Origin of the sequence: Actinoplanes sp. NPDC023801 (assembly GCF_040639655.1) — a bacterium.
In the GTDB taxonomy this organism is placed as follows: Bacteria; Actinomycetota; Actinomycetes; order Mycobacteriales; family Micromonosporaceae; genus Actinoplanes.
The window spans coordinates 76885-89259 of the sequence record NZ_JBFAAI010000027.1; the positions used below are offsets into that span (position 1 = coordinate 76885).

At 70.7% G+C, this 12375-nt stretch carries 12 protein-coding genes; 8 read left to right on the top strand and 4 right to left on the bottom strand.

Translation table 11 applies throughout. The annotated features are described in order from the left end of the window. Window positions 1–393 (top strand): VCBS repeat-containing protein (locus AB0G04_RS34425; RefSeq protein ID WP_360991576.1); only part of this gene is annotated, 393 nt, incomplete at its 5' end. 109 nt (window positions 394–502) lie between these two features. On the opposite strand, the gene AB0G04_RS34430 is transcribed toward AB0G04_RS34425, so the two are convergent. Genes AB0G04_RS34430 through AB0G04_RS34440 form a run of 3 tightly spaced genes read right to left on the bottom strand, consistent with a single transcriptional unit; the run spans window position 503 to window position 1979 of the window. Next, a complete protein-coding gene (locus AB0G04_RS34430) occupies window positions 503–922 on the bottom strand; it encodes a YccF domain-containing protein (RefSeq protein ID WP_360991657.1) in 420 nt (139 codons plus the stop codon). Window positions 923–963: 41 nt separating this feature from the next. Then, complete coding sequence (infA, locus tag AB0G04_RS34435) at window positions 964–1188, bottom strand: translation initiation factor IF-1 (RefSeq protein WP_360991578.1); 225 nt, start codon at window positions 1186–1188, stop codon at window positions 964–966. Next, a complete protein-coding gene (locus AB0G04_RS34440) occupies window positions 1185–1979 on the bottom strand; it encodes a GNAT family N-acetyltransferase (RefSeq protein WP_360991581.1) in 795 nt (264 codons plus the stop codon). The genes infA and AB0G04_RS34440 overlap by 4 nt, the downstream gene beginning before the upstream one ends. 271 nt (window positions 1980–2250) lie before the next feature. On the opposite strand from AB0G04_RS34440, the gene AB0G04_RS34445 reads away from it, so the two are divergent. The 3 genes from AB0G04_RS34445 to AB0G04_RS34455 are packed head-to-tail and all read left to right on the top strand — an operon-like array spanning window position 2251 to window position 5775. Beyond that, entirely contained in the window at window positions 2251–3495 is a 1245-nt protein-coding gene (locus AB0G04_RS34445) for an acyltransferase (RefSeq protein ID WP_360991584.1), read from the top strand. Further along, on the top strand, window positions 3473–5440 hold the full coding sequence (locus tag AB0G04_RS34450) for a SpoIIE family protein phosphatase (RefSeq protein ID WP_360991587.1): 1968 nt from the start codon (window positions 3473–3475) through the stop codon (window positions 5438–5440). Before AB0G04_RS34445 ends, AB0G04_RS34450 begins: the two co-directional genes overlap by 23 nt. Beyond that, window positions 5437–5775, top strand: coding sequence for an STAS domain-containing protein (locus AB0G04_RS34455; RefSeq protein WP_360991589.1), 339 nt, complete (start codon window positions 5437–5439; stop codon window positions 5773–5775). The genes AB0G04_RS34450 and AB0G04_RS34455 overlap by 4 nt, the downstream gene beginning before the upstream one ends. 116 nt (window positions 5776–5891) lie before the next feature. Here the strand turns inward: AB0G04_RS34455 and AB0G04_RS34460 are convergent, their stop codons facing one another. Next, window positions 5892–6893 (bottom strand): phosphatidylinositol-specific phospholipase C, encoded by a 1002-nt coding sequence (locus AB0G04_RS34460; RefSeq protein ID WP_360991592.1) that lies wholly within the window; start codon window positions 6891–6893, stop codon window positions 5892–5894. 138 nt (window positions 6894–7031) lie between these two features. Between AB0G04_RS34460 and AB0G04_RS34465 the strand changes: the two genes are divergently transcribed. The 4 genes from AB0G04_RS34465 (at window position 7032) to AB0G04_RS34480 (ending at window position 12363) form a co-directional block, all read left to right on the top strand. After that, window positions 7032–9302, top strand: a complete 2271-nt coding sequence (locus AB0G04_RS34465; RefSeq protein WP_360991595.1) for a M4 family metallopeptidase — start codon at window positions 7032–7034, stop codon at window positions 9300–9302. Between the two features lie 421 nt (window positions 9303–9723). After that, on the top strand, window positions 9724–10620 hold the full coding sequence (locus AB0G04_RS34470) for a LysR family transcriptional regulator (protein ID WP_360991598.1): 897 nt from the start codon (window positions 9724–9726) through the stop codon (window positions 10618–10620). Between the two features lie 100 nt (window positions 10621–10720). Next, on the top strand, window positions 10721–11866 hold the full coding sequence (locus AB0G04_RS34475) for an LLM class flavin-dependent oxidoreductase (RefSeq protein ID WP_360991600.1): 1146 nt from the start codon (window positions 10721–10723) through the stop codon (window positions 11864–11866). Continuing rightward, the gene (locus tag AB0G04_RS34480) at window positions 11863–12363 is read left to right on the top strand and encodes a flavin reductase family protein (protein ID WP_360991603.1); all 501 of its coding nucleotides are present in this window, start codon (window positions 11863–11865) and stop codon (window positions 12361–12363) included. The genes AB0G04_RS34475 and AB0G04_RS34480 overlap by 4 nt, the downstream gene beginning before the upstream one ends. Window positions 12364–12375 lie beyond the last annotated feature (12 nt).

Here is a 12375-nt window from a genome sequence, read left to right on the forward strand (position 1 = left end):
GCGTTTGCGGGGTTCGTGTCGATCGGCGCCGGGTTCGGGGTGTTCCGCGAGATTCTGCCGTTCGCTGACTTCAACGGTGACGGCAAGCCCGATTTCGCCGGGGTCGCGGGCGGGGATCTGTGGATGCATCGCAACGTCAGTACGCCGGGGACGATCTCGTTCGCGGCGTCGGGTGCTGCGGTGTCGGGTGGCTGGGGCACGGTGTCGAGGTTCGCCGCGGCGGACGCCGACGTGGACGGCAAGGCCGACGTGGTCGGCTACAACGGCGGAGACCAGTTGATGATCTGGCGTTCCACCGGCACCGCGACCAGTTTCAACTTCGCTGGGTACGCGGCCTTCGGTACCACCTGGTCCAACTTCAACCGCCTCCTCACCACCGCAGCAACCAACTAGACCGTGATGTCCGAGGAAATCGCGGCACATCGTTGATCGAAAGACGACGAGGTCTCCGAGGGAAGGTTCGACGCAAGAAGAACCCGACACCGGAGACCTCGTCGGTCGCTCAGTCGCCGAGCTCGACGATCTCGCGGCCCAGCGGCCAGAAGGCGACCGGGACGAGCTTGAAGTTGGCGATGCCGAAGGGGATGCCGATGATCGTTACGCACTGGGCGATCCCGGCGATGAGGTGGGTCAGAGCCAGCCACCATCCGGCCAGGACGACCCACAGGACGTTGGCGACACCGGAGGCGACGCCTGCGGTGGGGCGGCTCACCACGGTCCGGCCGAACGGCCACAACGAGTAGACGGCCAGGCGCAGCGACGCCACGCCGAACGGGATGGTGACGATCAGGGCGAAGCAGATCAGCGCGGCCACGCCGTACCCGATCGCCAGAACGAATCCGCTGCCGAAGATGAACCACAGGACATTGAGGATGAGTCGCACATCCCCAGGATGACCCCTGCCCGCCACCCTGCCCGGCATCGTCAGGCGCCGGGCAGGGATCACGGCGGGCGCCTCGCCCGTCAGTTGCGGTAGCGGTAGACGATCCGGCCTCGGGTCAGGTCGTACGGGCTGAGTTCGACAAGCACCCGGTCGGCCAGCAGGACCCGGATGTAGTTCTTGCGGACCTTGCCGCTGATGTGTGCCAGCACCGTGTGCCCGTTCTGCAGCTCCACCCGGAAGGTGGCGTTACGCATGCATTCGACAACGGTGCCCTCGAGTTGGATGCCTTCGGCGGCCTTGGTCATTTGCGCTCCGTCCGATTGTTGTGCGGGCGCAGCACCAGTTCCAGGTTGCTGCCGCCGCGGCGGGCGCCGGCCTTCTCGAACAGGGCCAGCGCCGCGGTGTTGGACTGGTTGACGTCCGCGGAGGCGGAGCCGGCGCCCCGCCGGTGTGCCGCGCCGAGGACCTCGGCGAGCAGTGCCCGGCCGACGCCTTGCCGCCGCATGCCGGCGCGCACCGCGAGCAGGCCGATTCGGGGCTGCCGGGGCAGCGGGACCACCCTGGCCAGGCCGATGTACGCGCCGTCGTGTGCGGCGACCACGTACCGGGACGGGTCCAGCAGGGTGTCGCCGTCCGGGCGGGACACCACCTCGGCCGGCATGTTCTCCCAGCCCACCGTGGCCTCCGCCTCGGCCCGTACGACCCGGTCGAGTTCGCGGAGAGGGCCCTCCTCGGCCGCGCCGGCCGGCAGGATCGTCACCCCCGGCGGCGGTGTCACCGCGCCGAGGCCGGTCACCAGCGGGTCGGTGGACAGCACGTACTCCCACTCGCGGCGCCGGGGCCCGAACCCGGTCCGCTCCCACCTGGTCAGCAGATCCAGGTCAGCCTCGTCGACGACGGTGTACAGCGGTTTCGGCAGCGTGGCAAGCATCGCGCCGGCGATCTGGTCGAAGACGGCACCCTGCCACGCGTCGATGCTGAGGAAACTGCGCCCGTCGGGGCGGCGCCAGACCTCGCCACGGCCGACCACCAGGTCGTCGCCGAGAGCATGCCAGTGCCGTTCGGACACCTGCGTGACCACGACAGTGTTGTTCATTGATGTCGCCTTTCGGAATGTCTTGTCGAGACGCTCCCGGCGACGATCGGATCAGTCGCGCGACCGTGACGGCGAGGGGAGCACCCACATCGATGCATGGTTCACGGGGGCTCACCTCCTCAAGCAGTGCCACGGCCGCCCGGAGGCTATCGCCGCCGGGCCGGTCGTGTCCAACCCTTAAGGCTCCGTTCATCCCGTTCGTGGGCCGGCGTTCGCTGTGTCCTGGTGCAATGCCGTGTCTTCGACGGTGAGCAACGGGGGAACCAGGAACGTGACAGCGACGACCTCGCCGGGACCGCACGTACGGCGGCCGGAGATGAAGGCTCTGACCGGGCTGCGGGCGGTGGCCGCGATCGGCGTCGTCGTCTCGCACACCGGGGTGCCGAAGAGCCTGCCCGAGGAGCTCGCCAAGATCGCCCAGTGGGGATACATCGGCGTACCGATGTTCTTCATGCTGTCCGGTGTCGTCCTCGCGTACAACTACCCTGACCTGCGGTTCTGGGAGGGGCGGCGGACGATCCGGTTCTATGTCGCGCGGATCGCGCGGGTGATGCCGCTGTACTGGGCGATGATCGCCTACTGCATGGCCTACTACTACGTGGTCGGCCGCCACCAGTATCCGGTGCCGCTGCTGCAGAACATCTTCGCGGTGCAGACGTGGAGCGGCGACATCAAGGTGGCGCAGAGCTACTACAACGGCCCGGGGTGGTCCATCGGCGTCGAGATGTTCTTCTACCTGCTCTTCCCGTTCCTCATCCCGTACGTGGCCCGCCTCTATCGGCGGTTCGGCGCCCGTGGCCTGGTCACCCTGATCGCGGCGATGACCCTGGTCGTGTTCACGCTGTGGGCGTACTTCTACCTCAGCGGCCGGTCCGCGCTGCCGGCTGCCGACCCGGGTTCGGCGCACCGCTGGCTCTACCGCAATCCGCTCTGCTACCTGCCGATCTTCGTGTGCGGCATGGCGGTCGCGTTCCTCATTCCGCACGTACGCGGGTGGAGCACCCGCCGGCACCACCTCGTGCAGGCTGTCGTGGTCGGGTACGTCTTCGGGCTCGCGATGTTCCGCAGTACCGGGCCGGGCTGGGGCACCGCGTCGTACGGCCTGTTCTTCGTCGCACCGTTCGCGTTCGTGCTGGTCAGCCTGGCCACCGACCGAGGCTGGATGGCCCGTTTCCTGGCCACGGCGCCGATGATGCGGCTCGGTGTGGCCAGCTACGCGTTGTACATCACGCATCGCTGGCTGGTCGGCAAGATGCCCGCGGCCGAGTTCGTCGAGAAGGGCAGCGGGCTCGTCCCGTACGTCTCCCTGGTGATCGTGGTCTTCTTCCTGCTGCTCATCGCCGAGGGTGCCCATCAGTACATCGAGGAGCCGGCCCGCCGCTGGATCGTCAAGGTCACCCGTCGTCCGCCGGCGCCGTCCACGGCCGGCACGGTGAATTCCGCCGCCGGCCCGCGTCCGTTGGAGCCGGCAGGCGTTGTACCTGAGCGTGGCGGTGGAGAAGCCCGACGAGTGTGACCGCGTGGTCGGTGACGCCGCGTTCGTCCGTGGCGTCTTCGACGAGCTGCCGATCGCGGTGGCCGTCACCCAGGGCCCGGAGCACCGGTTGGTGGCTGCCAACACGGCCTACCGGGCCCTGACCGGGCGGCCCGCCCCGGCCGGCACCCCGATCCGCGAGCTCTTCCCCGAACTGGCCGGGCAGCAAGTCTACGAACTTCTGGACCGGGTGTACGCGTCGGAGCTGCCGGAGGCGATCCGGGAGTGGCGGATGCACCTGGTCGACCAGGAGACCGGCGCGGCGATCGAGGTGTCGCTGAACTGCCATTTCCTGCCGCACCGGTCCATGACGACCACCGACCGCAGCATGATCGTCATAGTCACCGACGTCTCCGACCGGGTACGGGAACGGCATGCCGCCCAGCAGCGGGCCGAACTGGCCGAGCAGCGGTATGCGCGGGCCGCCGACGTGATCGCGTCGCTGCAGCGGGCCCTGCTGCCGACCGGCCTGCCGGTGCTGCCGCGAGCCCGGATCGCCGCGTCGTACCTGCCGGCCGAGGTGGACACCGCGGCCGGCGGCGACTGGTTCGACGCGATCGTGCTGCCGGACGGCCGGGTCGCCCTGGTCGTCGGCGACGTCGTCGGGCACGGGGTGGCCGCCTCGGCCACCATGAGCCAGCTGCGGGCGGTCCTGCACGACCGGCTCGAGCCGGACGGCGACATCGTGGCGGCGCTTGCCGCCGCCGACCGGGTGGCCGACCGGGTGCCCGGCGCCCGCGCCGCCACCGTCTGTGTGGCCGTGCTGGACCCCGCGGACGGGTCGATCCGCTACTGCACGGCCGGGCATCCGCCACCGCTGATCGCTTCGCCGGGCGGTGCCGCCCGCTATCTGCCGCCGTCCGGTTCCGGGCCGCTGGCCTCCGGGCGGCCGCCTGCCGTCGCGGCCGCGCACCTCGACGAGGGGTCGGTGCTGGTGCTCTACAGCGACGGCATCATGGAACGCCCCGGCCGCCACCACGAGCAGGCGTCCGCTGAGCTGCTGCAGGTCGCGGGGGACGCGGCCGCCGACCGGGCTCTGCCGGACCCGGAGGCGACGGCGGCCCGGCGGGTCTGCGACCAGACGGTCGAGCTGCTGGTACGCGCCACCGGTCACATCGACGACGTCACCGTGCTGGCGGCGCAGCGGACCGGGCCGCCCGCACCGGTGCACCTGGAGACGGTCGCGACGCCGGACGCGGTTCGCGTCCTGCACCGCACGGTCGCCGGCTGGCTGGCCGGTCTGGGCGCCGCCGGCGGCGACGTCGTCGCGGTGCAGCACGCCGTCGGTGAACTGGTCACGAACGTGGTGTACCACGCCTACGCCGGCGCGCCGGGCCCGCTCGCCGTGGCCGGCACGCTGCGTCCCGACGGCACCGTGCGGATCGAGGTGTCCGACCGCGGCCGGTGGCGGGAGCGGGCCCCGGCGATCAGCGGGCAGTACCGCGGACTGGGCCTGGTGATGGCCGAGGCGATGGCCGGCCACCTGCGGATCGAACGCGGTCCCGGCGGCACCACGGCGATCGTGACGCACCGGCTCGCCGGCCCGGCCCGGCTCCTCGACCCGGACGGGATCACGCCGGTGCCGCCGCCCGGTACCGACCGGGCGGATCCCGAGCTGCTGCTGATCCTCGAGCAGCCGGCCGGCCCGCCGCCCGCGATTCGCCTGGATGGGCCGATCACCGCGCTGACCAGCGGCATGATGGCGAGGGAGCTGCAGCGGCTGACCGGCGGCGGCACCCGTGACCTGACCGTGGACCTGACCGGGGTGACCGTGCTGGCCAGCGCAGGGGTCGCGGCGCTCCAGCAGGCCGTCGCGGTGTGCCGGGAGCACGGCAGCCACCTGCGGCTGCACGCACCGTCCGGGACCGTGGCCCAGCACGTGCTCAGCCTCGTCGCCATCGCCCATGAAACCGGGAAGAGCCCATGATCTGGTTCGGCGACACGCCCGCCCTGTGCATCATCGCGCAGCCGGTCACCGCACAACGGCTGCTCCGGCTAGTGCTGACCGGCGAACTGGACGTGATCAGTGCCGCCGACCTGCGGAAACAGCTCAGTGCGGGCCTGACCACGGACCAGCCGGCGGCGGTGGAACTCGACCTGGCCGCGGTGACGTTCCTCGACGCGGCGGGCGTGCGGTGCCTGATCGACTGCCTGCACGACGTGGAGCGGGCCGGCTGCACGTTCGCGGTCATCGACCCGTCCGACGCGGTCCGGCAGGTCCTGCGGATCTCCGGCCTGATCGGCGTGCTCGGGGTGCGCTGACCGGGCTCAGCCGTCGCGGGGCGGCGCGGGCAGGGTGAGGACGAACACCGAGCCACCGCCGGGCGCGGGCTCGTAGTGGACCTCGCCGCCGTCGGCGCGGGCCATCGGCCGGCGGGTCAGTGGTTGTAGGCCACGATCCTGTTGATCAGTCCGCCGCCGGGGAAGTCGAGCATCAGGACGCCGGTACGGCTCAGCGTTCCGGCGTTCAACCGGCCCAGCAGGTACGGGTTGACGCCCTGCTGCCACAGCGCACCGCCGGCCACCCAGTAGGGCGGTGCGAGTGCCCCCGACCCGCTGGCGAAGTTGACGTGGATCCGGGCCGGGTCACCGCTGTTCGTGCTGGTCAGGAAGTTGTTCACGGTGGTGCGCTTGGCCGCGATGGCGAACGCGGTCGGCACGTTGTATTCGTCCTGGACATAGGCGGACGAGCCGTCGTTCCAGCCGGAGAACTGGTCGAGCCCGTAGGAGGCGAACCGCCCGCCGCGCGGACCGTTCAGCACGGCCAGGACGACCTTGCCACGGACCGTGCCGAGGACAGGTACGGGCGCCGCGGACGACCGGGTCACCGACGGGCCCCAGAAGAGGCCGGGGCGCGCGGCCACGTACGAGTCGAAGATGTCCGTGAAGCTCTTCTGCCCGGACGCGTCGGTGCACGAGCCGGTCGCGCCGGTGCACTCCTGCTTGAACCGCAGCAGCACCGTCTCGCCGGGGTGCGCGGCCAGGAAGGCGGACAGCCGGTTCAGCACGTCGTCGAAGTTGGCCGCCTGGTAGACGGCGCCGTGATGGATGGTGAAGGTGTTGCCGTCGTTGACCCGCGCCCGGATGTCGATCATGCGGATGCCGGCGTCCAGCTGGGCGGTCAGCGTGGCGGCGCTGTCGCCGAAGTTCTCCTGGGTCTGGGTGTAGTCGCCGCCGTGGATCGAGAGCGTCTCGTGGGTGCCCGGGATGGAGAGGGCGGCCAGGCTCCGGCCGGCCGGCAGCGCGGCCATCCAGTCGGGGTTGCGGGCGGTGGACAGGGTCCGGTAGGCCGTGTCGGCCGCGAGGGCCGCCTGCGGTGCCAGGAGCAGGCCGGCGGCGGCGATGCAGGAAACGCCGAGGGCGGCGAGAACGCGCTTCATGCGGCCTGAAGATAGCGGTCCCGGCCCCGCTGTGCCATGGCGGTATGACCGTGAAGATATATACGCCGTTCATTATCTGTTCCCCATAATGAATTCACGCATCGCCATGCGTAAATGTCTGGTTCGGGGAGGAACCGAGTGAAAAAAGCCATTGCTCTGACCAGCGTCACCCTGCTGGTCGGCAGCGCCCTCGCGGCCACCGCCGCGAGCGGTGCCGCGGCACCGCCCACCCCCATCCCCGCACCGCCCTCCGAGGCGCAGGCGGTCGACCGGGCGGACAGCATCGTCGAGGCGCGCCCCGCCGACATCGAGGCCGGGGCCGGCGAGACCTACTCCGCGTACCGCGCCAAGGTGGACGCCAACGGCGCCGCGCACGTCCGCTACACCCGGGAATACCGGGGCCTGCGCGTCTACGGCGGTGACTTCGTCGTGCACACCAAGCCGGGCGGCGTCTACGACGGCACCTCGGTCGGCCTCGACGCCCCACTCACCCTCAGCCCCACCGCCAAGGTCAGCTCGGCGAAGGCGGAGAAGGCGGCCAAGGCACGCTTCGAAGGCGAGATCACCGGCTCCGACGCCCCCGAACTGTTCGTCGACGCGAGCACCGGCACCGGCCGGCTCGCCTGGGAGACCGTCGTCAGCGGCTGGGCCGCGGACAAGCAGACCCCCTCGGAGCTGCACGTCATCACCGACGCGCAGACCGGCGCGTTCATCGGCGAGTTCGACGACATCGAGACCGTCGCCGGCACCGGCGCGAGTGTCTACTCGGGAACCGTCGCCGTCGACACCACGCTCTCCGGCTCGACGTACAGCATGATCGACCCGTCGCACGGCAACGGCCGCACCTGCGACATGAACAACCGCACCAGCGGAACCTGCACCACCTTCACCGACGCCGACAACACGTGGGGCAACGGCGCCACCGGCGACCGGCAGTCCGCTGCCGTCGACGCCCACTTCGGCGCGGCCAAGACGTTCGACTACTTCAAGAACGTGCACGGCCGCAACGGCATCTTCGGCAACGGTACGGGTGTCCCGTCGCGCGTCCACTACGGCAACGCGTACGTCAACGCGTTCTGGGACGGCTCCCAGATGACCTACGGTGACGGCTCCGGCAACACCCGCCCGCTGGTCTCGCTCGACGTGGCCGGCCACGAGATGGCCCACGGCGTGACCGAGAACATCGTCTCCGGCGGCCTGACCTACTCCGGCGAGTCCGGCGGTCTCAACGAGGCCACCAGCGACATCTTCGGCTCGATGGTCGAGTTCTACGCCAACACCGGCGCCGACCCCGGCGACTACCAGGTCGGCGAGAAGATCAACATCCGGGGCAACGGTACGCCGCTGCGGTACATGTACAACCCGACGCTCGACGGCTCGTCGCACGGCTGCTGGGCCACCAACACCAACAGCATCGACGTGCACTACTCGTCCGGCCCCGCCAACCACTTCTTCTTCAACCTGGCCGAAGGTTCCGGCGCCACGGCGTACGGCACCTCGCCGCTGTGTGGCTCCGCGCCCGCCGTGACCGGCATCGGCCGGGACAAGGCCGCCGCGATCTGGTACCGGGCGCTCGACGTCTACTTCACCTCCAACACCCGGTACGTCAACAACACCACCCCGGCCAACACCTCCCGCGCCTACACTCTGCGGGCCGCCACCGACCTGTACGGCAGCTGCTCCACCGAGTACCGCGCCGTGCAGGCCGCCTGGACGTCGGTCAACGTGGCCGGCAACGACGCCACCTGCTCGACCGGCAACGACTTCTCGGTGACGGTCGCGCCGGCGTCCGCCTCGGTGAACCCGGGCTCGTCGGCCACCGCCACCGTCACCACCGCCGTCACCAGCGGCAGCGCCCAGACCGTGGCCCTGTCCGCCTCCGGCCTGCCGAGCGGGGCGACCGCCTCGTTCAGCCCGTCGTCGGTCACCGCCGGAGGCACCTCGGCGCTGACCATCGCCACCACTACGGCCACCCCGCCCGGCACGTACGCGGTGACCGTCAACGGCGCCGGCTCGGCCGCCACCCGGACGGCGACGTTCACGCTGACCGTCAACGGCGCCGGCGGCACCTGCGGCGGCACCAACGCCACGGACGTGGCGATCCCGGACAACACCACGGTCACGTCCGCGATCACCGTCAGCGGCTGTGCCCGTAACGCCTCGGCCACCAGCACGGTCGCCGTGAACATCGTGCACACCTACGTCGGTGACCTCGTGGTCGCCCTGGTCGCCCCGGACGGCAGCGTCTACACGCTGCGGAACCGGACCGGTGGCAGCGCCGACAACATCGTCGCCACGTACACGGCCAACCTGTCGACCGAGGCCGCCAACGGCCAGTGGCGGCTGCGGGTGCAGGACGCCGCATCGGCGGACACCGGTTACATCAACACCTGGACCCTGACCCTCTGACCGCGTAGCACCCGACCGGGGTGGTGGCCACCTGGGTGGCCACCACCCCGCTCCGCGTCCGGCGCTCCTCCCACGAGCAACTCTCGCCGGCGCCCAGCGCTGTATCCCTGCCCCGGATACAGCCGTGGTTGCCGGCCGCCACGCACCGTCCGCCAACGCCCCTCGAGACAGCCGGTGAGCCGCAAATCCCCGGCTGGCTCGCACCGTTGTCACGCCCGGCTCGAGGCAGCGGTACGAGCCAGCCGCAAATGCCGCGCTGGCTGTCACCGTTGTTTCGGCCGCTTTGAGGCAGCGGTGCGTGCCAGCCGGAGATGCCGGGCTGGCTGTCACCGTTGTCTTGGCGGGCCTGCGGCAGCGGTGTGTGACAGGTGGGCGGGGTTGGGCGCGTAGTCTCGCGGCGGGCGAGGGGAGTGCCGGGGCGATGCGGTTCGAGCAGCTGGAATACCTGACGGCGGTGATCCGGCACGGGTCGCTCCGCCGGGCGGGCGAGCAACTGCACGTGTCGCAGTCGGCGCTCAGCGAGGGGATCAGCTCGCTGGAGCGGGAGCTGGGTGTGCCGCTGCTCGAGCGGCACCGGTCCGGGGCGCGGGTCAGCCGTCAGGGCCGTGACCTGCTGCCCCTGGTCGCCGAGATTCTCGCCGGGGTGGCGCAGCTCAAGGCCGCCGCCGGGGATCAGGAGCTGGCCGGCCGGACGATCCGCGTCGGCACGGTGAACGCCGGCACATCGAAACTGCTGGTTCCGGCGGTGCGCGAGTTCGGCGCCGGGCATCCGGCCACCACCGTCGATGTGGCGACCCTGCTGCAGGCGGAGATCCAGGACAGCCTGCTGGAGGGCCGGCTCGACGTGGGGCTGATCAACGTGTTCCCCGGTGACGACATCCCGGCCGCGCTGCACCACTCGGTGCTGCTGCACGGCGTGCCGGCGGTCTGCTGCCGCACCGATGATCCGCTCGCCGCGCAGGACGCGATCAACGTGGATGATCTTCGAAGGAAGCCATTCGTGGCGATGCGCCCGGGCTATCTGATGCACCGGCTCGCCCAGCGGTTGTTCGGCGACGCGCCGCCGCCCGACACGTTCTCCACCGACGGCGCGGAGATGGGCAAGACGCTGGTGGCCAGCGGTGCCGGACCGACCATCCTGCCGGACTACAGCATCCTGGGCGACCCGCTGGAGACCGCCGGGGTGATCACCGCACGGCCGCTGGCCGGCGATGTCCCGGCGGTGATGATGCTGATGCTGCGGCGGCGCTACGACCGGGTCCCGGCCGGGATCGGGGACTTCGAGGAGATCATCCAGCGGCTGGCACGTTCGGCGTAACCGATGGGGCGTTCGGCACGCCCGTACAGCTGATGCCTTGCGCTTGGTTCTAAATCTAGCGAACCTATAGGCATTAGATGGTTACACCGAAAGGGGCCGCATGTCCCTCCAGTTCCACTGGTTCCTGCCGACCAACGGCGGTGACGGCCGGCACGTCGTCGGTGGCGGTCACGGCCTCGCGCCCGGCAGTTCCGGCCGCCCCGCCGATGTCGCCTACCTCACCCAGGTCGCCCGTGCCGCCGAGGACAACGGCTTCGCGGCCGCACTCACCCCGACCGGCGCCTGGTGCGAGGACGCCTGGCTCAGCACCGCGATGCTCAGCCAGACCACGGACCGCCTCAAGTTCCTGGTCGCGTTCCGGCCCGGCGTCGTCTCGCCGTACCTGGCCGCGCAGATGGCCGGCACCTTCCAGAACATGTCCGGGGGCCGCCTGCTGCTCAACGTCGTCACCGGCGGCGAGAGCCACGAGCAGCGGATGTACGGCGACTACCTGGACAAGGACGCCCGCTACCGCCGCTGCGACGAGTTCCTGGAGATCGTCCGCCGGTTGTGGGCGGGGGAGACCGTCGACTTCCACGGCGAGCACCTCTCGGTGGACGCCGCCTCCCTCGGCCAGATCCCGGACCCCGTACCGGACATCTACTTCGGCGGATCGTCCCCGGCGGCCGGGCTCGTCGCCGCCAAGCACGCCGACGTCTACCTGACCTGGGGCGAGCCGCCGGACGCGGTGGCGAAGAAGATCGCGTGGATCCGGGGACTCGCCGCCGAACAAGGCCGGACCATCCGCTTCGGCATCCGGATGCACACGATCACCCGCGACACCGCCGAGGAGGCCTGGGCGGAGGCGGACCGGCTGCTCGCCGGGATCCCGCCGGAGGCCGTCGAGACCGTCCAGAACGGCCTGCGGCGCAGCGAGTCGGAGGGGCAGAAGCGCATGCTCGCCCTGCACAACGGGTCCCGCGACAGGCTGGAGATCTACCCGAACCTGTGGGCCGGGGTCGGCCTGGTCCGTGGCGGCGCCGGCACCGCGCTGGTCGGCAGCCACGAGCAGGTCGCCGACCGGATCGCCGAGTACGCGGCGCTCGGCATCGAGGAGTTCATCCTCTCGGCGTACCCGCATCTCGAGGGCGCCTACTGGTTCGGTGAGGGCGTCCTGCCGATCCTCGCCGAGCGTGGCCTGTGGAAGGACGAACGGCCCAGACGTCATCGCAACGCCCGGGTCCCGTTCGCCGCCGCCGGGCGATGAAGACCAATCAAGACCTTGATCCGGTACGCCTGCGTCAGGCGTTCGGTGACTTCCCCAGTGGCGTGGTGGCCGTGGCCGCCCTCGTCGACGGCATCTCGGTCGGACTGGCGGCCAGCTCGTTCACCTCGGTCAGTCTCGACCCGCCACTGGTGTCGGTGTCGATCGCGAACACCTCCAAGACCTGGCCGGATCTGCGCCGGGCCGACCACCTCGGGGTGACCGTCCTGGCCGCGCATCACGGTGAGCTGTGCCGGCAGCTCGCCGGGGCGGTCGGGCAGCGGTTCGACGGGGTGACGGTCGACGTCACCGAGAACGGCGCGGTCACGATCGGCGACGGGCTGGCCCGGTTCGACTGCACGATCCACCGCGAGGTCGAAGCCGGCGATCACACCATCGTCCTGCTGCGACTGCATGCCGTACAGCATGGCGCCGACGCCGCCGCCGGGCCGCTGGTCTTCCACCGCTCCGGGTTCGGGCGACTCTCCCCGTACCGCTGAAAGGATCTCTGA

Coding starts and splice junctions, on each gene's coding strand:
- AB0G04_RS34430 (WP_360991657.1), bottom strand. CDS start 922: ATGCCGGGCAGGGTGGCGGGCAGGGGTCATCCTGGGGATGTGCGACTC.
- AB0G04_RS34480 (WP_360991603.1), top strand. CDS start 11,863: ATGAAGACCAATCAAGACCTTGATCCGGTACGCCTGCGTCAGGCGTTC.
- AB0G04_RS34455 (WP_360991589.1), top strand. CDS start 5,437: ATGATCTGGTTCGGCGACACGCCCGCCCTGTGCATCATCGCGCAGCCG.
- AB0G04_RS34475 (WP_360991600.1), top strand. CDS start 10,721: ATGTCCCTCCAGTTCCACTGGTTCCTGCCGACCAACGGCGGTGACGGC.
- AB0G04_RS34460 (WP_360991592.1), bottom strand. CDS start 6,893: ATGAAGCGCGTTCTCGCCGCCCTCGGCGTTTCCTGCATCGCCGCCGCC.
- AB0G04_RS34470 (WP_360991598.1), top strand. CDS start 9,724: ATGCGGTTCGAGCAGCTGGAATACCTGACGGCGGTGATCCGGCACGGG.
- infA (WP_360991578.1), bottom strand. CDS start 1,188: ATGACCAAGGCCGCCGAAGGCATCCAACTCGAGGGCACCGTTGTCGAA.
- AB0G04_RS34440 (WP_360991581.1), bottom strand. CDS start 1,979: ATGAACAACACTGTCGTGGTCACGCAGGTGTCCGAACGGCACTGGCAT.